Source organism: Nocardia sp. NPDC058114 (assembly GCF_042884695.1).
In the GTDB taxonomy this organism is placed as follows: Bacteria; Actinomycetota; Actinomycetes; order Mycobacteriales; family Mycobacteriaceae; genus Nocardia.
Map to the genome: position 1 here is coordinate 377,576 of NZ_JBHVTK010000007.1, position 26,123 is coordinate 403,698.

Annotated in this window: 19 protein-coding genes; 13 read left to right on the forward strand and 6 right to left on the reverse strand. The window is 69.2% G+C overall.

What is annotated here, in order from left to right:
• Positions 1–72: 72 nt before the first annotated feature.
• Together ACFVVI_RS26050 and ACFVVI_RS26055 are read left to right on the forward strand one after the other, a co-directional pair.
• On the forward strand, positions 73–1,236 hold the full coding sequence (locus ACFVVI_RS26050; RefSeq protein ID WP_379317130.1) for a sensor histidine kinase: 1,164 nt from the start codon (positions 73–75) through the stop codon (positions 1,234–1,236).
• 9 nt (positions 1,237–1,245) lie between these two features.
• On the forward strand, positions 1,246–1,911 hold the full coding sequence (locus ACFVVI_RS26055) for a response regulator transcription factor (RefSeq protein ID WP_358105204.1): 666 nt from the start codon (positions 1,246–1,248) through the stop codon (positions 1,909–1,911).
• A gap of 10 nt (positions 1,912–1,921) precedes the next feature.
• Here the strand turns inward: ACFVVI_RS26055 and ACFVVI_RS26060 are convergent, their stop codons facing one another.
• Positions 1,922–2,818 carry a hypothetical protein gene (locus ACFVVI_RS26060; RefSeq protein ID WP_378991597.1) on the reverse strand — a complete coding sequence of 299 codons (897 nt, stop codon included), beginning with the start codon at positions 2,816–2,818 and terminating at the stop codon, positions 1,922–1,924.
• Between the two features lie 154 nt (positions 2,819–2,972).
• On the opposite strand from ACFVVI_RS26060, the gene ACFVVI_RS26065 reads away from it, so the two are divergent.
• Positions 2,973–5,684, forward strand: coding sequence for a protein kinase (locus tag ACFVVI_RS26065; protein ID WP_387447259.1), 2,712 nt, complete (start codon positions 2,973–2,975; stop codon positions 5,682–5,684).
• 109 nt (positions 5,685–5,793) lie between these two features.
• On the opposite strand, the gene ACFVVI_RS26070 is transcribed toward ACFVVI_RS26065, so the two are convergent.
• The 3 genes from ACFVVI_RS26070 to ACFVVI_RS26080 are packed head-to-tail and all read right to left on the reverse strand — an operon-like array spanning position 5,794 to position 9,356.
• Positions 5,794–8,286 (reverse strand): FtsX-like permease family protein, encoded by a 2,493-nt coding sequence (locus ACFVVI_RS26070; RefSeq protein ID WP_379317059.1) that lies wholly within the window; start codon positions 8,284–8,286, stop codon positions 5,794–5,796.
• Positions 8,283–9,005 carry an ABC transporter ATP-binding protein gene (locus tag ACFVVI_RS26075; protein ID WP_378633366.1) on the reverse strand — a complete coding sequence of 241 codons (723 nt, stop codon included), beginning with the start codon at positions 9,003–9,005 and terminating at the stop codon, positions 8,283–8,285. The genes ACFVVI_RS26070 and ACFVVI_RS26075 overlap by 4 nt, the downstream gene beginning before the upstream one ends.
• A gap of 27 nt (positions 9,006–9,032) precedes the next feature.
• Entirely contained in the window at positions 9,033–9,356 is a 324-nt protein-coding gene (locus ACFVVI_RS26080) for a hypothetical protein (protein ID WP_387447261.1), read from the reverse strand.
• Between the two features lie 156 nt (positions 9,357–9,512).
• On the opposite strand from ACFVVI_RS26080, the gene ACFVVI_RS26085 reads away from it, so the two are divergent.
• From ACFVVI_RS26085 to ACFVVI_RS26095, 3 genes are all read left to right on the forward strand, one after another.
• Positions 9,513–10,826 (forward strand): sensor histidine kinase, encoded by a 1,314-nt coding sequence (locus ACFVVI_RS26085; protein WP_387447262.1) that lies wholly within the window; start codon positions 9,513–9,515, stop codon positions 10,824–10,826.
• Positions 10,823–11,512, forward strand: a complete 690-nt coding sequence (locus ACFVVI_RS26090; RefSeq protein WP_358063879.1) for a response regulator transcription factor — start codon at positions 10,823–10,825, stop codon at positions 11,510–11,512. Before ACFVVI_RS26085 ends, ACFVVI_RS26090 begins: the two co-directional genes overlap by 4 nt.
• 100 nt (positions 11,513–11,612) lie before the next feature.
• Positions 11,613–14,546, forward strand: a complete 2,934-nt coding sequence (locus tag ACFVVI_RS26095; protein ID WP_387447264.1) for a protein kinase — start codon at positions 11,613–11,615, stop codon at positions 14,544–14,546.
• A gap of 53 nt (positions 14,547–14,599) precedes the next feature.
• Here ACFVVI_RS26095 and ACFVVI_RS26100 read toward each other — a convergent pair whose 3' ends face one another.
• Positions 14,600–15,100, reverse strand: coding sequence for an NADPH-dependent FMN reductase (locus ACFVVI_RS26100; protein WP_387447266.1), 501 nt, complete (start codon positions 15,098–15,100; stop codon positions 14,600–14,602).
• Between the two features lie 91 nt (positions 15,101–15,191).
• Positions 15,192–17,513 (reverse strand): FdhF/YdeP family oxidoreductase, encoded by a 2,322-nt coding sequence (locus ACFVVI_RS26105; protein WP_387447268.1) that lies wholly within the window; start codon positions 17,511–17,513, stop codon positions 15,192–15,194.
• A gap of 296 nt (positions 17,514–17,809) precedes the next feature.
• Here ACFVVI_RS26105 and ACFVVI_RS26110 point away from each other — a divergent pair, with 296 nt between their 5' ends.
• The 7 genes from ACFVVI_RS26110 to gatB all read left to right on the forward strand — a co-directional run bounded on the left by ACFVVI_RS26110 (position 17,810) and on the right by gatB (position 26,005).
• Positions 17,810–19,051 carry an FUSC family protein gene (locus tag ACFVVI_RS26110; RefSeq protein ID WP_387447270.1) on the forward strand — a complete coding sequence of 414 codons (1,242 nt, stop codon included), beginning with the start codon at positions 17,810–17,812 and terminating at the stop codon, positions 19,049–19,051.
• A 12-nt stretch (positions 19,052–19,063) separates the two neighbouring features.
• Entirely contained in the window at positions 19,064–19,975 is a 912-nt protein-coding gene (locus ACFVVI_RS26115; RefSeq protein ID WP_378991611.1) for a LysR family transcriptional regulator, read from the forward strand.
• 180 nt (positions 19,976–20,155) lie between these two features.
• Complete coding sequence (gene fdhD, locus ACFVVI_RS26120) at positions 20,156–20,965, forward strand: formate dehydrogenase accessory sulfurtransferase FdhD (RefSeq protein WP_387447271.1); 810 nt, start codon at positions 20,156–20,158, stop codon at positions 20,963–20,965.
• A gap of 109 nt (positions 20,966–21,074) precedes the next feature.
• A complete protein-coding gene (locus ACFVVI_RS26125; protein WP_387447272.1) occupies positions 21,075–21,959 on the forward strand; it encodes a hypothetical protein in 885 nt (294 codons plus the stop codon).
• 28 nt (positions 21,960–21,987) lie between these two features.
• Complete coding sequence (locus ACFVVI_RS26130) at positions 21,988–23,022, forward strand: ATP-dependent 6-phosphofructokinase (RefSeq protein WP_378633402.1); 1,035 nt, start codon at positions 21,988–21,990, stop codon at positions 23,020–23,022.
• A gap of 52 nt (positions 23,023–23,074) precedes the next feature.
• The gene (locus ACFVVI_RS26135) at positions 23,075–24,454 is read left to right on the forward strand and encodes an alpha/beta hydrolase family protein (protein ID WP_387447274.1); all 1,380 of its coding nucleotides are present in this window, start codon (positions 23,075–23,077) and stop codon (positions 24,452–24,454) included.
• A gap of 45 nt (positions 24,455–24,499) precedes the next feature.
• Positions 24,500–26,005, forward strand: a complete 1,506-nt coding sequence (gene gatB / locus ACFVVI_RS26140; protein ID WP_378991617.1) for an Asp-tRNA(Asn)/Glu-tRNA(Gln) amidotransferase subunit GatB — start codon at positions 24,500–24,502, stop codon at positions 26,003–26,005.
• The last annotated feature ends 118 nt before the right edge of the window (positions 26,006–26,123 follow it).

Below are 26,123 nucleotides of genomic sequence, written 5' to 3' on the forward strand. Positions count from 1 at the left end.
ACCAGGGTAGGGGGTCGTATTCGGTTCGTGGGTATGAGGTCCGCTGACCGGACGGTTCGTAGGCTCACTGTCATGACCGCACCACTGCGCCCCGCCGCGCGAGGAATACCCGCGCGCACCTGGTTCGACTTCGCAACGGTGCTGGTCGCGCTGATTTTGTACAGCATCGCGTGGCCGACGTTGTTCGTCACCCACGAGGTCTCGCCGGTCACCGCGCCCCTGCTGTCGGCCCTGGCGGCCTTCCCCATCCTGTTCGTGCGGGTCAACCCGGCGATGGGGTGGGCGATCTCCGCCGGCGCCGCGCTGCTGTTCTCGATCGGCATGCAGCCGGGTGCCGACAACGATCTGCCCTTCCAGGTCGTGCACATCATCGTGCTGTTCGTGCTGTTGTTCGCGGTGGCGCTGCGGGCCGCGGTGCCGATCGTGGTCGTCGCCTGGGCGGCCACCTCGATGCTGTTCGCCACGACGATGCCCGGCTCGGACACCGGTCCGCTGTGGGGCTGGGCGATGGGGTTCGGCGCGCTGGCCCTGTTCGGCTATCTCGTGCGGATCCTGCTGGCCTCGCGGCGCAAGCTCGAGCGGCAGGAAGAGGTGACCGAGCTCGAGCGCGCGCGCCGGGCGATCCTCGAGGAGAAGGCCCGCATCGCCCGTGACCTGCACGATGTGGTCGCCCACCACATGTCGATGGTCGTGGTGCAGGCGCAGACCGCGCCGTACCGGATCGACGACCTCGACCCGGCCTCGCGCGCCGAGTTCGAGTCGATCGGCGCCACCGCCCGCACCGCGCTCAACGAGATCCGGGGCCTGCTCGGGGTGTTGCGCAGTGACGGCCAGCTGCCCGAACACGCGCCGCAACCGCGCGCCTCGGACGTGCCCGCCCTGTGCGCGTCGGCTCTGCGTGCGGGTCTGCCCGTCGACTGGACGGTGACCGGGGATCTGGAATCGGTGCCGGAGACGACCGGGCTGGTCGTCTATCGGGTCGTGCAGGAGTCGATGGCCAACTGCGCCCGGCACGCACCGGGTGCCGCGGTGCACGTCGCGGTGGCGGTCGACCCCGGGGAGGTGAGCGTGACCGTGCACAACGCGGCGACCGCCACGGTGCCCCAGCCCGGTGCGGGCGGTGGTCACGGCATCGACGGCATGCGCACCCGCGTGGTCGCGGTCGGCGGTGAGCTGCACGCGGCGCCCACGCTCAGCGGCGGATTCGAGGTCTCGGTGAGATTGCCCACCCACTAGGGTGACTGGGTGGCTATTACCGTTTTGATCGCCGACGACCAGGCGATGGTGCGCCAGGGTTTCGGCGCCCTGCTGGGTGCGCAGACCGATATCAGCGTCGTCGGCGACGCACCCGACGGCAAGGTGGCGGTGGCCGAGGCCAAGCGACTGCGTCCCGACGTGGTGCTGATGGATGTGCGGATGCCGGAGATGAACGGTCTCGACGCCGCCCGCGCGATCCTCACCGCGAATCTCGATCCGCCGGTGCGGGTGCTCATGCTCACCACCTTCGACATCGACGACTACGTCTACGAGGCACTGAGCATCGGGGCGAGCGGGTTCCTGCTCAAGGACGCGCCCGCCGAGGAATTGGTGCGTGCGGTGCGGGTGGTCGCCGACGGTGAGGCGCTGCTCGCGCCGACGATCACCCGCAGGCTCATCGCCGACGTCACCCGCAGGCGCAATACCGTGCGGGCAGCCCCGGCGCCCGCGCTCGGCACCCTGACCCCCCGTGAACGCGAGGTGCTGGAACTGGTGGCCAAGGGGTTGTCGAACACCGAGATCGCCGCGGCACTGTTCGTGGCCGAGCAGACCGTGAAAACCCATGTCTCCAAGGTCTTCTCGAAGCTCGGGCTGCGCGATCGCGCCCAGGCGGTGGTCCTGGCGTATGAATCCGGCCTGGTCGTTCCCGGCTGAGCCGGTGCGCTCAGCGCGGGCAGACGCCGCCGCGCAGGTTCGGCAGGTGCCGGGCCAGCAGCAGCGCCATCCGGTCGAGCAGTGCGGTGGTGTCGTCGAACGAGCCCGAATCGGCTTGTGCCGCAAGGGCTACCGCGAGCTGACCGCTGCCCACGGGTACCAGTCCGAACTGGCGCACGGTGTAGACCCCGGTGACGTCGTCGGGACCCCAGCCGCCCTTGAACTCGGTGTCGTCGAGCAGGCCGAGGCCCCACCCCTGATCCTCGGTGATCTCACCCATCAGCGAGGTGACGACCTCGGCCTGCGGCAGACACGGCAGCCGCGACGCGAACCGCACCTGGTTGGCCAGCGACCATTCGGTACCGCCGAAGGAGGTGCCGTCGAGTTCGGTGCGGGTGCCCGACTTGCCGGTGGCCGCGTCGCCCGCCTCGTCGAGGATCTGCTGCACCGCGTCGGCGGCTTCCGGTGCGTCACCGAGGGATTCCCACAGGCCTTCGGCGGCGTCGTTGTCCGACACCGTGATCGCGGCCTCCACCATCTCGAAGATCGACTGGTCGGAGTCGTGGCGCAACGCGGCGACCGCGAGCGGGATCTTGATCGTGGACCAGGCGATGCCGGTGGTCCAGTCGCCGTAGATCGTCATCCGGCCGCCGCCGACCGGCATCAAGGCCATGCCGACCTGGCCCGGCAGCTTCGACTGCAAGAGGGTGAACTCCGCGGCCAGCGAATCGGGCAGCCCGATCGACAGACCGGGATGCCACGCGTCTTCGCTGTTGACGGTGACCGTGGGCGCGCTCACCGCCGTCGGGGTGCCCGGCGTGGCACACGAGGTGGACAGTGCGGCAGTTGCCAGCACCCCACAGAGCAGCAGCCTGCGACAGGCAGCCGTCGTTCCGGTCGACTTCACCACCGAATCCTCCCCACCACCCATTGCGCGTGCTCCGGCGGTGCAAACTTCTCGTCGAACGCGTCCGGTCACACCCGGACGACTGTTAGCAAGTTTCACCGATTTTCGGCGAGAATTCGAATGAACGTGGTCACACGGTCGGAAGGGGGTCGTAGTGCACGACATCGGTGAGGTGTTCGCGGGGTTCACCATCGAGGCGATGCTGGGCCAGGGCGGCATGGGCACGGTGTATCTGGCCCGGCATCCGCGCCTGGACCGGCTCACCGCGCTCAAGCTGCTCAACCGGGATCTGTTCGCCGACGAGCGCGTTCGCGCGCGGTTCGAACGGGAGGCCGATCTCGCCGCCGGGCTCGACCATCCCGGCATCGTCACCGTCTTCGACCGGGGGACCGAGGGCGAACAACTCTGGATCAGCATGCAGTACGTCGACGGGATCGACGCCGCGACGGTCGACCCGATGGCGCTGCCACCCGAGCGGGCCGTGCAGATCATCGAAGGGGTCGCCGACGCGCTGGACTACGCGCACGGCAGGGGAGTGCTGCACCGAGATGTGAAGCCCGCCAACATCTTGCTGGCCCGCTCCACCGGCGGCCAGGGCGAGCGGGTCTTCCTCACCGACTTCGGCATCGCCCGGCTGCGCGCCGACTCCACCCACCTCACCCAGCAGGGAATGTTCACCGCGACACTGGCTTACGCGTCACCGGAGCAGATGACCGGCGCCGAGCTCGACCATCGCTCCGACCAGTACTCGTTGGCGTGTTCGCTGTACTGGTTGTTCACCGGACTGGCGCCCTTCGACTCCGCCGACCCGAACGAGATCATCCGCGGCACCCTCTACGCCCCGCCGCCGCCCCTGGCGCTGCGTCGCGCGGGTCTGCCGCCGATCATGGACGCCGTCCTCGCCGCCGCGATGGCAAAACATCCTGCGGCACGGTTCGATTCCTGCGCCGCGTTCGCCAAGGCGGCCCGCCAGGCGCTGACCTCCACGACCCCACCGGTCCTGCCGCGCCCGCCCGCGAACCCGGTGCCGGGTTACTACCCGCCCGCCCCGCAGCAAGGGCCCGCCGCGCCTTTCGCGCCGCCCGGCATGGCGCCGCCCGGGTATCAAGGCGCACCCGGACAGCCTGCACCACAACCTCATTGGCAACCACCTTCACGGCCTTTCGGAGCTGTCCCGCCGGTCGCTCCGCGCCCGGCTGCGCCCAGCGGTGCGGTGCCGCCCGGCGAAGTACCTCCGGTGGCCCAGCGTCCGGCCGCGAGTCCCGCTGCCGGACAGCCGAATGCGCGCCGATCCGGGTCCGCTGCGCCTGGTGCGGCGGCCCTGGCTGCCGCTGCGCCTGCGGTCGCGGCCTCGGCCGCCGTGCCGCCATCCGCGGGCGTGCAGCGCCCCGCGCCGGGGGTCGCCGAAGCTGTGGCGGTGCCCGCGGTCGATGCCGGAATATCTTCCAGCCCAGTGTCTCTCGACAAGCCGTCATCCACGGCGCCTCGATCGGACAGCGCCGCAGCGACCGGCGGTGCGGAGTCCGGCGAGGTATCGGCCACTGCGGCAACCGATGTCGTGTCGATGCGCGACGCGGGCGAGCTGGACGCGGCGAACGCGGCGGCCTTGACCGAGGTGACCTCGATCGCTGGGGCCTCGAACGCGGCCCCAGCCGGGCCTGTGGCGCCGGAGGGAGCCGCAGGGCAGTCCAGCCAGCCGGGACAGCCTGGTAGCGCAGCACAGAGCGATGCGGGTCAGCCGAGCAATCCGGGTCAGCCGGGTAATGCCGGTCAGCCGAGCAATGCGCCTCAGCCGAGCATTGCCGGACAGTCGAGCATTGCCGGTCAGCCGAGCAATCCGGGTCAGCCGGGCAATGCCGGTCAGCCGAGCAATGCACCTCAGCCGAGCATTGCCGGACAGCCGAGCGGTGCGGGTCAGCCGGGCAGCCCAGGTCAGCCGGGTGGTGCGGGTCAGCCGGGCGGCGCGGGTCAGCCGGGCGGCGCGGGTCGGCCGGGCAGCCCAGGTCAGCCGGGTGGTGCGGGGCAGCCGGGCGGCGCGGGGCCTCAGGTAGACGCGGGGCAGTCGGCGGCGGCGGGGCAGTCGGGTGGTCCGGTCGTGCCGGGTGGTGCGGGTCAGCAGCACGGGGTGGTGCGGTCCGGGCCGCGGGGGCCCTGGATGGTGCCGCATCGGGGGTATTGGCCGGTGCCTCGACGGGTGTCGGGGATGCAGCGGTTCGGGTGGGTTGTGTTGGTGGCACTGGTTCTGGTGCTGGTCGCGTTGGTTGTCGCGTTGGTCGTGGTGGTGTTGCCCGGAGACGACGACGGTCTCGACGTGGAAGACGGCGCGAGCGGGCCGTCGAATTCGGTGGCCGAGGTGGCGGATTCGTTCGCGGAGAGTCGGCGGGTTTTCCCGACCTTGGTTCCGCAGGGGCAGATGAGTGATGGTGTGGGGTATCGGGGGGCGCGGTGTGTGGGGGTGCGCAATGTCAGCGAGTTGGCGTGGAAAGAGGCTGCGTTGCAGTGGACTCCGATCACGACCGGGTGGCAGTGCGAGCGGTCCGACAATCAAGTGGGTGCGCTGAGCTACCTGGTGCTCGAGTACGCGAACGCGAGCCAGGCGCGGTCGGTGCTGGAGGCGGTGCCCGCGACCGTTCGCTACGCGGGGAGCAAGGACGAAGTGCCGTTCTCACTGCAGCGGTGGGTGGTTCCGGATCCGGCGAACATCCGCGTCCAGACCGCGCACCAGGTGTTGAGCTTCCCCGGCGACTCCGCCCGCGCGAATTACCTTGTCGTGGTGAGTCGCCGGGGCAGCAGCGGCACCGGCGGGGCCACCCGCCCCTCGGCGCAGGACGAGGTCATCGCGTGGTGGGACGAAGTTCCGCTCTGATCGATGACGGGGCCGACCCCGGGGTGGGCCCGCGATACCGAGGTGACGGTGCGAGGGAAGGCGTCGCCGCGGCGCCGGGCTGAGATGCCGGGCACCGCGGCGACCCAGGTCAGTCCACCGCCAGCGCGGCCACGATCGGCATCCGCGCCGCGCGCAGGGCGGGCGGGATCGAGCCCAGCAGTGCCAGGCCGAGCGCGACCGCACCGTAGACCGCGATCAGCGGGCTCGGCCGGTAGACGATGTCGATGGTCATCGCATGCCCGATCGCCACCGTGGCCAGATACTGCACCGCGACGCCGACGAGCAGACCGATGGCCGCGCCGATGAATCCGATGCCCGCGGCTTCGGCGAGCACCGAGCGCAGGAGGAACTTGCGGTTGGTGCCCATGGCGCGCAGCACCCCCAGCTCCCTGCGTCGCTCCAGGACCGACAGCATCAGGGTGTTCAGCAACGCCACCGTCGCCACCAGGACGACGATCCACAGGATCATGTTGCTCATCGCCGCACCCTGCTGGACGCTCGAGGAGATCGCGTCGACCATGTCGGCGCCGGTGTCGACATGGATTTCGCGGGGAACCATCGCGCGGACCGCGGCTTGCACCGTGTCGGGGTCGGCGCCGGGCGAATACTGGATCGACAGGATCGTCTCGCCGGGTCGCTGATACCACTCCCGCATCTGGTCGAGGTTCATCATCACCACGCCGGAGACGGCGGTGAAGTACGGAATCACTTGCAGCACAGCTGTTTTGCGCTCACCGGAGGGGGTGGGCATGGTGATCTCGTCGCCGACGGCAAGCGAGAGCGACCGTGCCACGTCACGGGTGATGACCACACCTTCGCGCCGCTCCATCCGGTCGATCACCGCCCGATCGACCGCGCCGAGACGAGTATCGGAGGTACTCGGCGGATAGCCCTGCAACATCACCCGACCACTGCCGATGGTCGCGAAGGCCATCTGGGCGGGGCTCACCCGTTCCACGCCGGGGACGTTCGCGACCCGTGCGGCCAGGCCGTCGGGCAGGACCGGCCCGGTCGGGAACTGCTCGACGGGGCTCGGACTCACGTAAAGATCGGTGTCGCCGAGACTTTGGAACGAATCGGTCGCCGACTTCACCATGTTGCCCGACGCCCCACCGAGCGCGACCACCGCCGCGACGCCGATCATCACCGTCATCGCGGTGGCCCAGACGCGGCGCGGCGCGCGTTCCAGCGTCGTCGCCCCGAGCGCGCCCGGCGCGCCGAACCAGCGGGCGATCGCCGCGGATCCGCGCACGATCGGACCGGTGGCGGCGAAACACAGGAACACCGTCGCGGTGAACGACGTGGTGATCGCGGCCAGCGACAGTCGCCCGAGGTCGACGAACGCGATGGCCACGGCCGCCGCACCGAGCAGCACACCCGCGGCCAGGGCGACCCAGCGCAACACCGAGTTGGTCGCCGCGGCATCGCTGGCCTCCACCGGCGCCAACGCCTCGACCGGTGCGACCTTGTACACCTGTCTGGCCGCGATCGACGCCGCCAGCACCGTCGCCACCACACACGCGGCGATCGCGACGGGGATCGCGTAGTTCGGCACCTGGAACTCGGTGCGCGCCTCGACCGATTGCACGATCGCGGCGGGCAGCCTGTCGATCGCGAACCGCCCCATCAGCGCACCGATTCCCGCGCCGATCGCCCCGCCGATCAGCCCGAGCATCGCGGCCTCGACGAGCAGATCACGCACCATCGGGGCCCGCTTGCCGCCGATCGCCCGCAACAACGACAGCGTCGGCCTGCGTTGCGCCACCGCCATACTCATCGCGTTGTAGATCAAGAAGGCCGACACGATCAGCGCCGCCGCCGACGACATCAGCGTGGAATACCGCATGATCTGGATCGCGCCACCGGCCTGCGCGGTGCGCAGACTCGGCTCGGCCACCACGGCCCGGCCGTCCACCGCATCGGTGAGGGCGGTGCGCAGCGCGGCCACATCGGTGCCGGGCCGCACCACGATCTGCACCGAATCGAGCTTGCCCACCCGGTCGGTGAGGAATTGGATCAGCGGCAGCGGACCCGCCACCACATGTCCGCTGTTGAGCCGGTCGGTCGCCTCGGAGTCGAGGACGGCAGCCACCTTCGCCGTCCCTGCCCCGATCGGTACGGGGTCGCCCTCGCGCAGACCCATGGCCGCGCCGACCAGCACGCCGCGCTCGGTGCTGAGCAGCTTGGTGGTGTACTGCGACATCGGCCCGGCCAGATCGCTGCCGAGCGCGCCGATATTCTGATCCGCGCCGATCAGCAGTGCCCGGTCAGGGCCGGCGCCGAGCGTGCCGCGCAGCATCGGCACCGCCGTCGCCACCCCGGGTGTCGCGGCGATCCGGGGTAGCAGTGACTGTTCGAAGCCCGCGTCGGTGATACCGGTGATCTCGAGTTCGGCGGTGCCCGCCAGACCCTTGGTGAGCTTGTCGACCGACCCGGTGACCGACCCGGAGATGCTCAGCACCGCGACGATCAGCGCGGCCGAGACTCCCATCACGGCTCCCGACATCAGGGTGCGACCGGGATGGCGGAGCAGTTCACCGAAGTTGAACAGCCGCAATCGATCGATGGCGGCGGCGATCATGCGTCGACTCGCGAAGCGACGCGCTCGTCCGCGCCGATCTGACCGTCGCGCAAGGTGATCACCCGGTCGCAGTAGTCGACGGAGCTCATGTCGTGTGTCACCATCACCACCGAGTTGCCCTGCGCGGTGATGTCGCCCAGCAGCGCGAGGATCGCGGCGCCGGTCTTGGAGTCGAGGTTGCCGGTCGGTTCGTCGGCCAGGATCAGCGGCGGATCCATGATCAGCGCTCTGGCCACCGCCACGCGCTGCATCTGCCCACCGGAGAGCTCCGCGGGCCGGTGCTGCGCGCGATCGCCGAGGCCGACGAGATCGAGCAGTTCCAGCGCGCGCGGCTTGGCCTTGCGTAAGCCGGTGCCGTCCAACAGCTTCGGCACGGCGACGTTCTCCCAGGCCGAGAGGGTGGGGAGCAGGTTGAAGAACTGGAAGATGAAGCCGACCTGCTCGAGCCGGAACGCGGCCTGCTGGTCTTCGTCGAGATCGCCGATCTCGGTGCCGCGGAAACGAATCGAGCCCTCATCGGGACGATCGAGCGCCCCGAGCAGGTGCAGCAGGGTGCTCTTGCCGGAACCCGACGGCCCGATGATCGAGGTGAACTGGCCTGCTTCGATGCGCATGCTCACCTCGTCGAGCGCGCGGACTTCCTGATCACCGACGCGATACTGCTTGACCACCCGGGTCAACTCCAGCATCGGCTGCTGTGGCGATTCGATGTCGGGCATATCTTGTCCCCCAGGGAGTTTCGGGTTTCAGCGTGCGAGTGCGCGGTCGCGGGTAGTCTGCCCGATCGCCGGGCGTGCGTCGAGAAGCCCACGCAGGGCCGGTTGTTCGGCGGCCAGCTCGAGATAGGCCTCCATCGGGGTGCGGCCGTCGATCTCGGCCAGTTCGAGTTTGACGCGCAGATGATTGTCCCAGCGGTTGGCCAGCGCCTGTAGCAGGCCGTCGACTCCGCCGAAGAGCGTGTCGAGCCCGGCGAGGCCGGCGAACAGGGCCGGGTCGTTCGGGTCGACCGCTGCCCTGGCGAGCACGGTGTGCACGATCTCGGTGCGGTGGTGTAGATCGGTCCAGGTCATGGGCTTCACCTTCCGTGAGCGGGTGAATCGAACGTTACGGGCGGCGAACGGCCGAATCGTCGTCCCGGGGACCCGACTTCTTCTCCTACCCAGGTAGGAGATCGGTACCGTTCGCGGGACGATGCCCGCCCCGTAGGTGGCGACTAGCCTTACATCATGGATGTGAGCCACGCCATCCCCGCGAAGGCGCCGGGCCGAGTGAGCCTGCGGCAGCGGTTCGCGGCCAGGGCCGCGGTGCCACGATTGCTCACCACCGTCCGCGAACGCATCGAATCGTTGCCCTACGACTATCCGCCCGTGGTGATCCTGGCCGCCGACCTCGCGCTGCTGGTGGTCACCGGTGCGGCGGTGATCCAGCGGCACGCGTACTTCCCGAGTGTGCTGCCGCTGCTGGCGATGGCCACCGCGTTCCTGCCGATTCCGCTGTTCGCGATCTTCCGGGTGAATCCGCACCCCGTGCTGCTGAAGGGCAGCGCGCTGGCTTCCTGCGCCCTGTTCCTGTTGCAGCCGGTCAACGCCGACTTCGCGCCGTTCGTGCTGGTGATCGTCGCCGGTGAGGTGGCCGCGGTCGCCTCGCGCGGGTGGACCATCGGATTCACCCTGCTCGCGATCCTCGAACTGGTCGCGTTCGACGTGGCCGGGCACGTGCACTGGGGTGAGCAGCCACTGCAAGGACTACCGATGTATGTGATCGGCATCCTGCTCGGCATGTTCGTCGGGGTGATGCTGCAGTATCAGCGGCGTTTCCTGTATCAAGAGCGCGAGAATCAAGCGATCCGCTCCGGTCAGGCCGCCGACGAGGAACGACGCCGGATCGCCCGCGAAGTCCATGATGTGATCGCCCATTCGCTCTCGATCACCCTGCTGCATCTGACCGCCGCCCGCCGCGCGCTCCAGACCGACGACGACGTCACCGAGGCGGTGGAAGCGCTCGTCGAGGCCGAACGCCTCGGCCGCCAGGCGATGGCCGACATCCGGCGCACCGTCGGCATGCTCGACGCGGGCCCGGCGCAACTGGCTCCCGAGCCGGGCGCCGCCGATATCGACGAACTCGTCGGCGACTTCCGCCGCGCCGGGCTCACCGTCGACTACGCGCGCACCGGCGACCTGACCACCGTCTCCGGTGCCATCGGCCACGCGCTCTACCGGATCGGTCAGGAATCGCTGGCCAACGTCATCAAGCACGCGCCGGGCGCCCCCGCCACGGTGCGCTTCGACGTCTCGGCCGAGGCGGCGACGCTGGTCGTGTCGAATCCGCTGCCGTTCGGGCCCGCGCTGCGCCGCGATACCGGGATGGGACTGCGCGGCATGCGCAAACGCACCGAACTGCTCGGTGGGAAGATCATCGTGGGCACCGGCGACGACGGCTGGACGGTGCGGGTCGGCTTCCCACTACGAGCAGGCTCGTGCGCCGCCCTCGCGGCCGTGCTGCCGGGCAAGCTCTGGCACAGACCTCAGGAGGACACGTGACGACCGCTTCGCCGATCGAGCAGCTGGTGACAGTGCTCGTGGTCGACGACCAGGAACTCGTACGCGGCGGATTGCGTCGCATCCTGCGGCGTCGCGACGGTTTCACCATCAACGAGTGCGCCGACGGCGACGAGGTCGCGGCCGCCGTCGCCGCGCAACGACCCGATGTGGTGCTGATGGATCTGCGGATGAAGCGGGTCGGCGGCATAGATGCGACCCGGTTGCTGCGCGCCCGCCCCGACGCCCCACCGGTGCTGGTGCTCACCACCTTCGACGACGACCAGCTTCTCTCCGGCGCGCTGCGCGCGGGCGCCGCGGGCTTTCTGCTCAAGGATTCGCCCGCGGAGGATCTGATCCGCGCGGTCCGCACCGTGGCCGGCGGTGGCGCGTGGCTCGATCCCTCGGTGACGGGACGGGTGCTCACGGCGTACAGAACAGTGAAACCGGTCGGTACCCGAACCGATCGCCGGCTCGGCGAACTCACCGCCCGCGAGTACGAAGTGCTCGAACTGATCGGCTCGGGCCGGGTCAACAGCGAGATCGCCGCTGAACTCGGTATCTCGGAAGTAACCGTGAAAAGCCACGTCGGACACATATTCGGCAAGCTCGACCTGCGCGATCGCGCTGCCGCGATCGTGTTCGCGTTTGACCACGGCGTAGTGACACCGGGAGAATCTTCCTACTGAGAAGCAGGTCCACGGGCCTGCCAGAAGTGGGAGGCGGACGCTGGTGCAGGCACCTGGGTCACGGACGGGGAGCAGATTCGGCCCGTACGAGTTGCGGTCGATGCTGGGCAAAGGCGGGATGGGCGAGGTCTACGAGGCCTACGACACCGGCAAGGACCGAGTGGTCGCTCTGAAGTTGCTGGCCGAGGAGCTCGCGCAAGACCCGGCCTATCAGGTCCGATTCCGGCGCGAATCCCAGGCCGCGGCCAAGCTGGCCGAACCGCACGTGATCCCGATCCATGACTGGGGCGTGATCGACGGGGTCCTCTTCATCGATATGCGCCTGGTTCCCGGCTCCGATCTACGGACCGTGTTGCGCGGAGGCGGGCCGATGAGCCCGGAACGCGCGGTCGCCGTCGTCGAGCAGATCGCCGCCGCGCTCGACGCCGCGCACGCGGGCGGGCTGGTGCATCGCGATGTGAAGCCCGCCAACATCCTGGTCACGCCCGCCGATTTCGCCTACCTCGCCGACTTCGGCATCGCGCACACCGAGGGCGACAGCGCGGTGACCCAGGCCGGGATGGCGGTCGGCTCCTACATCTACATGGCGCCGGAGCGCTTCGATGTCGGCCCGATCTCCCACCGCGCCGACGTCTACTCACTGGCCTGCGTCCTGCACGAATGCCTCACCGGTGCTTCGCCCTTCCCTGCGGCGAGCATGAGCGTGCTGGTCCGCGCGCACTTGTCCGAGGCCCCGCCGCGGCCGAGCGAGCTGTTGCACGGGATACCCGGCGCACTCGACGATGTCATCGGGACCGGCATGGCCAAGGACCCGGCCGATCGCTACGCGTCGGCCGGTGCGTTGGCTGTCGCCGCTCGCCGAGCGCTGGCTTCGGCCGTGCGGGAAGCCGGTGCGCCCGCGCCATCGGGTGCTTTCGCGTCGTACGACGGGGCCCGCCGCGTCCCCGGTGGCCACGATGTGACTCCAGGTTCTTCGTCCGGTCCCACGCTCCGTAGTTCCGCAGGCGCGCCGGCGGGTGCCCCGCAAGGTGGCCCGGGCTCGGCTCCCGGGCGCGGTTTCGCCGCCGCCGCCGGATTCGCCGCCGGTGTGGGACGCGGTGCCGCCGGGGCGCCGACCGGTGCTCCCGGCGGACCGGCCGGTGCCGAGCGTGGTGGCCACGCGGGGTCCGCGGCCGGTCCAGCGCGTGCGGTGCCCATCGGTGCCGCGAGTGGTGCCCGCAAGGACGCCCCCGTCTCGGAGGAGCCTGCCGACGTCGAGCAGGTGCCGACGCCGACCGGGGAGTTCCGCGTGATCGGCGCGGTGACCGCGACCGGCGGTGTGGAGACCTCGCGCAGTCAGTCGACCGCGACCGGCGCCCAGCCCACCTTGATCATCCGCCCGCCCGAGGCGCGCCCCGGGGCCTCGGACACCACCGGTTTCCGTCGTGTTCCCGCCGAGGGCACCGGCGAGATCTCGATACCCGCGGTGATCCAGCCGACCGGCCCCGCCGAAATCCGGCCCGCCGACACCTACTTCGCGCCCCTGCCGTCGGCCGATGAGCCGGAGGCCCCCGAGCCGCCCCCGGCTTACACCCCAGACCAGGGCCTCCCGCGGATGCGTCCCTTCCCGGACGCGCACCTCTACGACGGTGCGCAGCCGGGCGAAACGTCTGCTCCCCTCCTGCAGCCACCGCGTCCCGCGTCGGCCACCCCTTACCCGGCGCCAACCGGACCGCACCGTCTCCCGCCGCAGCAGGATCCCCACCGAGGCGCCCCTACCCAGCGCTACTCCGGCGAGCATCCCCTCCCGGCGGCCTACAGCCCGCCCACGGAGCAGTACCTCCCGCCGGCATCGAACCCCAATCCCCGGTTCCCCTCTCCCACACCGGAATTCGACGCCCCCCGCCCGAACTCGGCTGCCCCCTTCGCGGCTCCGACCCAGCGGTTCGGTGCGGAACAGAACGCTCCCGACGACCGGTTCGCCAGTCCTGCAGGACCTTTCGGCGGCCCGCCGGACGACGGATTCGACGGCGCTCCCGGCCATGCCCGAGGCGATGCGTTCGGCCCGCCGACCGAGCAGTACAACCCCGCCGCCTTCGCGCCGCCGACGCAGAAGTTCGGCGGCGATCTCGACGATCCGCGAGACCGATTCGGTGGTCCCCCGGAGCGTTTCGACGAGGACGCCGACGACCGGTTCGGTGGTCCGCCCGCGCAGTACGCACCGGCGACCGAGCAGTACGACCCCGCCGACATGCAACGGTCGGCGCCGACCCAGCATTACGGGGCTGACGAACTCGATCCGCAGCGCTCGCAGCCGACACATCAATACCGTGGCGGCGCCGCACCTTTCGCTGCCCATCAGGCCCCGCCGGAGTTCGAGGATCCGGCCAGGGCGGCCGCGACCCGGCAGTACGTGGGTCAGGAGAACGCGTACTCCGACTACGACGAACCGCCCAGTGCCTACGGCGATCACGCCTATCGCGATCCGGCATACGACCCCGGCTACGGGCCTGACCCGGCCTATGGACCCGACCCCGCGTACGGTCCCGATCCGGCCTGGGCGCACCAGGATTCGGAGCGTAGGCGATCGGTTCTGCTGCCGGTGCTGGCCGGTGTCTTCGCCGTCCTGGTACTCGCGGTCGGTGGCGCGGTCGGTTGGCGCATGATGTCGGCCGCCGACCCCGCCGAGACCTCCACGGCCGCACCGATTTCGCAGGCGCCGGGCGGTTCCGGCCAACCCGCGGGCACGACCCCGCGCGCGACCACGGCCGCTCCCACCACCTCGGCGGGACCGGCCACCTTGCCCGCGGGTGCGCAGCCCTGTGAAACCGGCACCGCCACAGGCTCTTACAGCAAGGTCGCCGTCGGCAGCGCGGTCACCAGCTGCGGTTTCGCCGAAGCGGTCCGGGAGGCCTACGCCGGCGGCGGTACGGGAGCCCGCTCAGTGGTGGCGACCAGCCCGGTGACCGGCCGCACCTACACGATGACGTGCGCACCCGAGGGCAAACTCGTCACCTGCACCGGCGGTGAGAACGCCGTGGTCTACGTCTACTGACCCGAAACGACCGCGGCCCCCGATATCTCGGGGGCCGCGGTCGCGGAGGAGCCTCAGCTAGCCGAAGCAACCGCGATCACTGTGTCACCGAGCCGGGCCACGGTGTCCGGGTCGCTCCACGACCCGGTGATCGACACACCGTCGGCCACCACCTCGGCGCCCGCCTTGCGCAATCGATCGGCCAAGTCCTGATTGATCACCTCACCGGGCCCCACCGTGATCACCGCGACCGGCTTGCCCCCGACGGCCGGCGCCGAGTCCGGATTGGCCAGCCACGCGATCACACTCGCCGCCAGCGGCGCCACGGTCTCGCCCTCGGCCGCGAACAGCAGCACACCGTCGGCTTCCAGCGTGGAGCGGCGCAGCTGGTCGGCGATCAGTGGCCGCCCGTCCTCGGTGTCGATCGCGGCACTGTAGGCGGGCAGGGTGTCGAGCTCGGCCAGGCTCACCACGTCGATGTTGTTGCGGATCGCGACCTGCTGGGCCTCGGTCGCCAACTGTTGCGCCGTGGACGTCTCGCCGGGTTCGGCGATGAGTGCGAGCAGATATGACATCGGTTGTCCCCCTACTTCGCGTGCTCGATATCGCCGATCGACGCCAGTGTCTTTCGCGGGTGCTGGTTCATTGCCATCTCCTCGACAGAGTTCAACTCGACGGTGTGACAGTCACTTTCACGCTCTTCATCATCGGCTGATCGCTCTCGGTGCTGTAGTCGCCGATCGCGCACAGCACATTCATTTCCGGCATGTACCCGGCGGCGCAGCCCGGCGGAATGTCGTAGGTGACGACCTTGTACTTGGAGAGCGACCGCGTCGACCCGTCACGGGCGGTACTGGTGATGTCGACCTCGTCGAACTCTTTCAGGCCGCGGTCGCGCATATCGCGAGAGTTCATGAAGACCAGCGTGCGCAGGTTCTTCACCCCGCGATAGCGATCGTTGCTGGTGTAGATGGTGGTGTTCCACTGGTCATGGGAGCGCTGCGTCGCCAGGGTGAGCACCCCGGCCGGGTTGGTCGTGTCGGGCAGCGTCGCGGCGGAGAACTCCGCCTTGCTGGACGGGGTGAGGAAGATCAGCTCCCGCGCGGGTTGCCGGATCCGGAATCCGAGTCCCAGTCGCACCCGCCGGTTGTAGTCCTCGAAACCGTCCAGGACCTTCGACATGGTGTCGCGGATGCGGTCGTAATCCTCGACGTAGTACTCCCACGGCGTCTTCGTCTCGGGCAGTGCGGCTTTGGCGATACCCGCCAGAATCGCGGGCTCCGACAGCAGATGTGGCGACGCGGGCTTCTTCATGCCCTTGGACAGGTGCACCACGGCCATGCCGTTCTCCATCGAGACCACCTGCGGGCCGCTGCGCTGCTCGTCGTATTCGGTGCGCGCGAGGCAGGGCAGAATCAGCGCGCGTTTGCCGTGCACGACGTGGCTGCGGTTGAGCTTGGTGGAGACCATGACGGTGAAGTCGGCCTTCTGGAACGCCTCGAAGGTGTATTCGCTGTCGGGCGCGGCCTGGACGAGGTTGCCGCCCATGCTCATGAAGAACTTCAGCTTGCCCTTCTGCAGCGCCTCGATGGCGGAGACGACGTCGTAGCCGTTGGCGCGCGGCACGTCGATCTCACAGACCTTGGCCAGCCGGTCGAGGAATGCGGCGGGCGGATTGTTGTCGATGCCGCACGTACGGTTGCCCTGCACATTGCTGTGCCCGCGCACCGGCGACGGTCCCGCGCCTTCGCGACCCAGGTTGCCCCGCAGGAGCAGCAGGTTGACGATCTCGCGGATCGTCTCCACGCCGTGCTCGTGCTGGGTGACGCCGAGACACCAGCTGATGATGCTGCGGTCGGAGTCGCAGTAGATGCGGGCGGCCTTGCGGACCTCGGCCTCGCTCAGGCCCGACTCGGTCTGGATATCGGCCCAGGTGGTCGCCTCGACTTCGCGCACGTACTCGTCGAAGCCGACGGTGTAGCGCTCGATGAACTCGTGGTCGAGAGCCTTCTCGTCGGTCGCGGACTCTTCGAGGACGGCCTTGGCCATGCCGCGGATCAGCGCGAAGTCGCCGCCGATGCGCACCTGCAGGTTGAGCGTGCCGGTCTTGGTCGGGTGGAAGGTGGCCATCGCGAGGAAGTCGTGCGGGATGATCGTGTTGCGCGAGCCCGCTTCGATCAGCGGATTGACGTGCACCACCTGGGCGCCGCGCTTGTAGGCCTCGGCGAGCGAGGTCAGCATGCGCGGCGCGTTCGAGGCGACATTGAGGCCCATCACGAACAGCGCGTCGGCCTTGTCCCAGTCCTCGAGGTCGCAGGTGCCCTTGCCGGTGCCGAGCGAGGCCTGTAGAGCTCGGCCGCTGGCTTCGTGGCACATATTGGAGCAGTCGGGCAGATTGTTGGTGCCGTACTCGCGCACCATCAACTGGTAGAGGAACGTCGCCTCGTTGGCGAGTCGGCCCGAGGTGTAGAACGCGGCCTCGTTCGGGTCGGGCAGCTCGCGCAGCGCCTTGCCCACCATTTCGAACGCGTCGGCCCAGCTGATCGGCACATAGTGGTCGGTCTCGGGGTCGTAGACCATCGGCTCGGTGAGCCTGCCCTGGTCCTCGAGGTCGAAGGAACTCCAGGTGGCCAGCTCGGTGACGGTGTGCTGGGCGAAGAATTCGGGAGTGCACCGCTTGTGCGTCATCTCCCAGGTCACGTGCTTGATGCCGTTCTCGCACACGTCGAGGACCAAACCGTCGGTGGCGTCGGGCCACGCGCAGCCCGGACAGTCGAAGCCGCGTTCCTGATGGTTCATCTTCAGGATGGCCTTGGTGCCGATGAACGGCTCGTGTTCCTTGCCGACCATGAACTTTCCGACCGCGATCGCCGCGCCCCAGCCCGCCGCCGGATGGTGGTAGGGCTTGGCCTTCGGCACGGCCGCCCGGTCTGCTGCTTCGCTCGGGCCCCGATCGGGATCCCAGATGGTGTGCGGACCGTCAGCCATGTCAGATCTTCCCTTCGCGGTGAATGCGGGTCGAGAAAGATGTGCCCTGTCCAGTGCCTCGGTTGGATTCTCTACCGTCGAGATCACGGAAGGGCGTAGGTAACTTTCGTCGTGTCGCTCGGCGGCGTCCAAGTCCGATTTCCGACCGGTCGATCGGTCGCGCCTATCACCCCCGCCATAGCGCCGTTTTCGCCGGTGCGACCGGGATCACCGCAGGTTGACGGCGTGCGCGCGGATCGTGCAGGCTTGATCATCGGCCCTACGGGCATGTCCCGCGACCGACTTCGGAGGAACCCTTGCGCACCACGCGAACACGGGCGCGCCAGATTTACCAACGGTTCGTCACCGAGATCGATCATCTGCCCGCCGCCCGCGTTTTCGTCGGTCTCGCGATCCCCGGCCTCGTGCTGATCGCGGTGGGCCGCACCGACCTGCTCATCTACGCGGTCTTCGGTTCCTTCACCGGGATGTACGGCTACGCGGAATCGCCGCGCCGGCGCTTGATCCACCAGAGCGAAGCGGCGGTGATGCTGGTCGGCGCCGTCGGCGCCGGCATCCTGCTCGCGCGCCTGCACGCCCCTCCCGCGGTGCTGGTGTCGGCGGTCGCGGTGTTCGCCGCGGTCGCCTCGCCGATCACCGACCGCCTCGGCTTGCGGCCGGAGGGGCCGTTCTTCGGGATCTTCGCGTTCGGCGCCATCGCCATGGTGGCCGGGGCGCAGCGCGATCCGCTCCTGGCGCTGGTGCTGTGCGCGGGCACCGCGATGCTGTGCGTGATCGTCGGCTATCTCGAGTCGACGCGGCGAGTCCGCCGGGCCGGCATGTGTGCGACGCGGATACCGATCCCGCCGCATCGCACCGGAGGGGTGTCGTACGTGCAGGCGGGACGCTACGCGCTGGCGATCTCGATCGCCGGCGGGATCGGGCTGCTGCTCGGCGTCGGCCATGCCAATTGGGCGATGGCGGGCGCCGCGGTGCCGCTGGCCGCCGCCAGCTCCCGTGACCGGATCACCCGCGGCATGCACCGGGTGGTCGGCACGTTCATCGGACTCGCGGTCACCGCGCCGCTGCTGATCCCGGGTCCGAGCCCGGCGATGCTCGGCCTGGCGATCATCGCGCTGCTCTACCCGACCGAATTGTTCATGGCCCGCCACTACGCGGTGGCGATGGGCTTCTTCACGCCGCTGATCATGTCGATGACCGAACTGGCCGATCCGTCCGATCCGCTCACGTTGCTCACCGAACGCGGAGTCGACACGGTGATCGGCGTCGCGGTGGGAATCGCTGTCGCCCTGCTTATTCGCGAACCCGCTACCCCCGCGTTACCGACCTTCGAGACGCCGGTATGCGAAACGTTGCATACTGTCGGCATGGCTGACGACAACGAGTGGTACTACTGCCTCAAGCACCACAAGGCCGAACAGGGCAAGGCCTGCTGGTACGGCGACCGGATGGGCCCCTACCCGGACCAGGCCACCGCCGAGAAGGCGCTCGAGATCGCGAAGGCGCGCAACAAAGCAGCCGACGACCAGGACGACTGACCCGCTCTCCGAATGCTGTTCCGTCAGCTCGAATACTTCGTCGCGCTCGCCCGGGAACGGCATTTCGCCCGGGCGGCGAAGGCCTGTTACGTGTCGCAGCCCGCGCTGTCGGAGGCGATCCGCAAACTCGAACACGAACTCGGCGTGCCGCTGGTCCGCCGCGCGCGCACGTTCGAGGGTCTCACCCCCGAGGGCGAGCGGCTGGTGCTGTGGGCCAGGCGGATCATCGCCGACCGCGAGGCGCTCGAACACGAGGTCCGCGCATTGCAGACCGGTCTCACCGGTGCACTGCGGATCGGGGCGGTGCCCGCGGCGTCGAGCACCGTCGCGCTGCTCACCGACCCTTTCTGTACCGAACATCCGCTGATGCGGGTGCGGGTCGAGACGAGTCTGCGCTCGCCCGACATCGTCGAACGGATTCGCCGATTCGAGCTCGACGCGGGCATCGTCTACGCGCAGGGTATCGACACTTCGGGCCTCACCCTCACCCCGCTCTACGCCGAACGCCACGTTCTCGTCGCGGGGAGCGCGCTCGTCGCGGGCCGCACCGAGATCTCCTGGGCAGACGCGCTGGAACTGCCGATGTGCCTGCTGCCACCGGGGATGCGCGGTCGTCAGCTGATCGACGACGCGCTCGCGACACTGGGCCTCACCGCGGCGCCCCAACTCGAGAGCGACTCGGTGGCGACACTGCTCGAGCACGCCCGCACCGGGCGGTGGGCGTGCATCGTGCCGCAGCCGTGGGTCGCGGCGCTGGGACCCACCGCCGACATCCGGGTGTTCGAACTCACCGACCCGGTGGTCACCGCGCAGATCGTGCTCGTCACCGCGGCGGTCGAACCCGGATCGGTGCTCACCACCGCCCTCATCGGCACTGCGCGGGCCACCGACTTCGCCGTCGCGCCGCGCCCGACAGCGAGCTGATCCCATTCAGCTATGACCGGGCAACCCGGTGGGTACTGTGCACGACCATGACCACCCGGTTACGACGACGATCAATCTCGTCGCCGGACTCGCCACCGGTTGAGCGTTGATCCATCGCGCCGATCACCTGATCGGCAACCCGTGTTTGATCAGAACCCGCACAGTGAGCAGAGTCATGGGATGAGCAGAGTGACCGCACGGCGCAAGACGACCCGCCTGTCCCCGGCCGGGCGGATTCAGCGACCCGACACGCTCGCCGTCGAGGAGCCGCTCGAGATCCGGGTCGACGGCCGATCGCTCACCGTCACCATGCGCACCCCCGGCAATGACATCGACCTCGTCCACGGCTTCCTGTTCGGTGAGGACATCATCGGCTCGGCCGACGACATCGTCACCGCGCGCTACTGCGCGGGTACCGACAGCGACGGCCGCAACACCTACAACGTCCTCGATCTGCGCCTGCGCAATCCGGTACCGATCCACACCCGCAATTTCCTCACCACCGGCGCCTGCGGCCTCTGCGGTAAGACCGCGCTCGACGAAGTGCGTACCCGCACCCGCTTCCCGATCCCGCGCGAATCCGTGTCGATCAGCACCGACACCCTGACCGACCTGCCGAAACAGCTACGCGCCGGGCAGAAGTTGTTCGAGGCCACCGGGGGCTTGCACGCGGCGGGTCTGTTCACCACCGACGGCACGCTGCTGGCCCTGCGTGAGGACATCGGCAGGCACAACGCCGTCGACAAGGTGATCGGCTGGGCCGTGCGCGAGAACCGGGTGCCCGCGCACGATCTGGTGCTGGTGGTGAGCAGTCGCGCGTCGTTCGAACTGGCGCAGAAGGCGGTGATGGCCGGGATCCCGATCCTGGCCGCGGTGTCGGCGCCGAGCGTGCTCGCCGTCGACCTGGCCGCCGAGTCCGACCTCACACTCGTCGGCTTCCTGCGTGCCGAAACGATGAATATCTATACGGGCGAACACCGTCTGACCTGAGGGTTCGGTGCTCGAAGTGGGCGATCGGCATATGTCGCAGTACGGTAACGGTACGGGTCGCCAGCACCGAACGCCCCGGGGGAGTTTACAAACGAAAATGCTTCACATAATGAATAATGAACGACGCCATCACGTCCGGGTGGTGCTGTCCGCGTTGCTGGGCGTGGTCGTGCTCGCGACCGCGGGTTGCGGTACCGAGCCGAAGGCCGCCCGGCCGAGCGTGACCACCACGGTTCCCGTCGCCGATCCCGGCGCCGACAACGGCACGATCTCGATCGCGGTACCCGGCAGCCTGGCCGCCGATTTCAGCGAGCTCCAGCAGGGTTTCCGCGGGAGCGCGGGGCTGGCGATCATGCCGGTGGGCGGCAAGAAGATGGTCACCTTCGGCAACTGGTCCTCCGGTCCGGCCTGGTCGACGATCAAGGTGCCGCTGGCCATCGCGGCCCTACGTAACAGCGCTTCCTACTCGTCGTATGCCTCCGCGGCGATCACCGCGTCGGACAACGGCGCCGCCGACACCCTGTGGGCCTCGCTCGGCAGCGGTGCCGACGCGGCCAAGGCGGTGGAGGGCGTGCTGCGCGAAGGCAGCGACACCCGCACCACCGTGCCGACCACGCGCACCCGTGCCGACGCGTCGGTCTACGGTCAGGCCGAATGGACACTGGCCGACCAGGTGCGCTTCGCCTCGCAGCTGCCGTGCATCCCGCAGAGCGAGCGGGTGGTCGGGCTGATGCAGCAGATCATCGCCAGCCACCACTGGGGTCTGGGCGCGTTCGGCAGTGCCGAGTTCAAGGGCGGGTGGGGGCCCGACCCGGCGGGGAAGTACCTGGTCCGTCAGTTCGGTCTGATCGACTCGCCCACCGGCCGGATCGCGATCGCCTTCGCCGCACAACCGGATTCGGGCAGCTTCAACGACGGTATGGCCATGCTCGACAAGATGGCGACGCTCATCTCGGGGCACCTGAGCGAGCTGGCCGGAGGTCACTGCCCCTGATCGAGGCCGGTGCGGCAAGATGAACGCCATGCGCATCGGAGTCTTGACCGGAGGCGGAGATTGTCCAGGTCTGAACGCGGTGATCCGGGCTGTGGTCCGCACCGCGAACGGACGCTACGGCGATGCCATCGTCGGTTTCGAGGACGGGTGGCGCGGCCTACTCGAGGATCGAAAGATCCGCATTCACAACGACGATCGCACCGACCGCCTGCTCACCAAGGGCGGCACGATGCTCGGCACCGCACGCACCAACCCCGAGGTGCTGCGCGCAGGCCTGCCCAGGATCCAGCAGACCCTCGACGACAACGGCATCGAAGCGTTGATCCCCATCGGCGGCGAAGGCACCCTCACCGCCGCGAGCTGGCTCGCCGACGAGGGCGTGCCGGTGGTCGGCGTGCCCAAGACCATCGACAACGACATCGACTGCACCGACGTCACCTTCGGCCACGACACCGCGCTGTCGATCGCCACCGAGGCCATCGACCGTCTGCACACCACCGCCGAATCCCATCAGCGGGTGATGCTGGTCGAGGTGATGGGCCGCCACGCCGGCTGGATCGCGCTGAACTCCGGGATCGCCGCGGGCGCCCACTTGACCCTGGTGCCGGAGGAGCCGTTCGACGTGTCGCAGGTGTGCGCGATGATCAAGGCCCGCTTCCAGCGCGGTGACAAGAGCTTCATCTGCGTGGTCGCCGAGGGCGCGCATCCCGCGCCGGAATCCGGATTCGCGTTGCGCGAGGGCGGGATCGACGAGTTCGGCCACGAGCGGTTCACCGGCGTCGCCCAGCAGCTGGGGTCGGAGATCGAGCGCCGCATCGGCAAAGAGGTGCGCACCACGGTGCTCGGCCATATCCAGCGCGGTGGCAGCCCCACACCCTACGACCGCATTCTCGCGACGCGGTTCGGGGTACACGCGGCCGAGGCGGTGCACGCGGGGCATTTCGGTCAGATGGTGGCACTGCACGGCACCAATATCGGGCTGGTTCCGCTGTCGGAGGCGACCAAGCAGCTCAAACGCGTTCCGCCGGAACGGCTCAGCGAGGCATCGGCGTTCTTCGGCTGATATCGGCGCCGGTTCCTCCGACATTATCGGTGCGCGTCGGTACCGTGGGTTCATGCGCACCGGTCGAGTGATCGTTTCGGTTCTTGTCGTCGTCGCCGCGCTGGTGGCGGGGTGTTCGGGGGCCTCGGACGACGCGGCCGCCCCCACTGTGCGGGGCAGCTGGCACGGTGACATCGAGGTACCGGGGCAGCCGATCGCGATCGGGGTGAGCTTCGCCGAGGACGGATCGGCCACCATCGACATCCCGGCGCAGGGTGTGCGCGACGCGCCGTTGAAAGATGTACGCACCGAACCGGACCGGGTGGAGTTCACCATCCCCGACGCGCCGGGTGACCCCGGCTTCCGCGGCAAGCTCGACGGCGACCGGCTCACCGGTGACTGGGTGCAGTCCGGGGAGAAGGCTCCGGTCACGCTGCAGCGCGGCAAGATCGAGAACCTGCCCCGCCCGCAGGACCCGAAACCGCCGTACCCGTACCGCAGCGAGGACGTCACCTATCGCAACGGCGACATCGCCATCGCGGGCACGCTCACCGAACCCGAAGGTAGTGGCCCGTTTCCGGCGATGCTGCTGATCACGGGCAGTGGCCCGCAGGACCGCAACGAAGAGCTGATGGGCCACCGCCCGTTCCAGCTGCTCGCCGACACCTTCACTCGCGCAGGCTATGCCGTGCTGCGCACCGACGACCGTGGTGTCGGCGGCACCAGCGGCACTCTCGACGACGCCACCTACCCCGACCTCGCCGCCGACGCGGCCGCGGGCCTCGCGTTCCTGCGTACCCGCCCCGAGATCGATCCCGCCCGAGTGGGTCTGTTCGGGCACAGCGAAGGCGGCTACCTCGCCCCGATGGTCGCCGCGCTGCCCGGCAGCGATGTCGCCTTCGCGGTCCTGATGGCAGGCCCGTCGGTCCCCGGCGCCGACGTGCTGATCGAGCAGAACAAAGTGATCATGGCCTCGACGGGGGCGCCGCAGGGCCAGATCGACCAGCAGGTCGCCTACGTCAGTGAATGGTCGAGGCTGTTGCGCGCGGGCGATATCGAGGGCGCGCGGGCTTTCACCCAGCGGCACAACGACTCCCTGCCGGTGGCCGAACGCGCGCCCCAGGAGGTGGTCGACGGGTTCAACACCCCGTACATGACCTCGTTCATCACCCACGACCCGAAACCGACGCTGCAGGCGCTGCGCGTGCCGGTGCTGGCGTTCTTCGGCGACAAGGACCAGCAGGTCATCGCCACCCAGAACGAAGGCCCGATGCGCGAGAACCTCGCCGCCGCTCCCGACGCGACCGTGCACACCTTTCCCGGCCTCAACCACCTGATGCAGCCCACCGCGACCGGCAAGCCGAGCGAGTACGCGACCATCGAGACGACCATCGACCCGGCGGTGCTCACCTACGTCACCGGGTGGCTCACCCAGCGCGTCCCGCCCCGCTAGGACCACCGGCCGAGTGCGTCAGCGGGCTTACCTAGACTGGGCGTCATGAGTGCACCCACGGTCGAGTTGATGGATTACGCCGATGTCATCTCCCGGTACGAGCCGGTGCTCGGCATGGAGGTCCACGTCGAGTTGTCCACGGCGACCAAGATGTTCTGCGGTTGCCCCACCGAGTTCGGCGCCGAACCCAATACCCAGGTGTGCCCGGTGTGCCTCGGCCTGCCCGGCTCGCTGCCCGTGGTGAACGAGAAGGCCATCGAATCGGCCATCCGGATCGGCCTCGCGCTGAACTGTTCGATCACCCCGTGGGGCCGGTTCGCGCGCAAGAACTACTTCTACCCCGATCAGCCGAAGAACTACCAGATCAGCCAGTACGACGAACCGATCGCCACCGAGGGCTACCTCGACGTGACCCTCGACGACGGGTCCATCTTCCGCGTCGAGATCGAGCGCGCGCACATGGAGGAAGACACCGGCAAGTCCCTGCACGTCGGCGGCGCGACCGGACGCATCCACGGCGCCAGCCACTCGCTGCTCGACTTCAACCGCGCGGGCGTGCCGCTGATCGAGATCGTCACCAAGACCATCACCGGTGCCGGTGAGCGCGCGCCCGAGGTGGCCCGCGCCTACGTCACCGCGCTGCGCGAGGTGCTGCGCTCGCTGAACGTGTCCGACGTGAAGATGGAGCAGGGTTCGCTGCGCTGCGACGCCAACGTGTCGCTGATGCCGGTCGGCGCCAAGGAATTCGGCACCCGCACCGAGACCAAGAACGTGAACTCGCTCAAGAGCGTCGAGGTCGCGGTGCGCTACGAGATGCGTCGTCAGGCCGCGGTGCTCACCGCCGGCGGCGAGATCATCCAGGAGACCCGCCACTTCCAGGAAGCCGACGGCTCCACCGCCGCTGGTCGCCGCAAGGAAACCGCCGAGGACTACCGCTACTTCCCCGAGCCCGACCTCGAGCCTGTCGCCCCGGCCGCCGAGTGGGTCGAGGAGCTGCGCGCCACCATCCCCGAATACCCGTGGCTGGTGCGCGCCCGGATCCAGGCCGACTGGGGCCTGTCCGACGAGGTCATGCGCGACCTCGTCAACGCGGGCGCCCTCGACCTCATCATCGCCACCGTCGACGCGGGCGCCCCCGCCAACGAGGCGCGCTCCTGGTGGGTCGCCTACCTGACGGAGAAGGCCAAGGAACGCGACATCGCCCTCGCCGACCTGCCCATCACTCCCGCCCAGGTCGCCGCGGTGATCGCGCTGGTGGAGACCAAGACCGTCAACAACAAGGTCGCCAAGCAGGTCGTCGACTTCGTCCTCGCCGGTGAGGGCGAGCCCGCCGCCATCGTCGAGGCCAAGGGCCTCGGCATGGTCAGCGACGACTCGGCCCTGCAGGCCGAGGTCGAGAAGGCCCTCGCCGCCAACCCCGACATCGCCGAGAAGATCCGCTCCGGCAAGGTTGCCGCCGCGGGCAAGATCGTCGGCGACGTCATGAAGGCCACGCGCGGCCAGGCCGACGCCGCCCGCGTCCGCGACCTGGTCATCGCCGCCTGTAGCTGAGGATGAGAAACGGCCGCCCGGGCCGGGTTTGGCGGGCGGGGGGGCCGCGCGGGGGGATTAAAAAAAAACACACCCCCCCACCACCACCCAAACCGGGTTGGGGGGGGGGGGGTGGGAA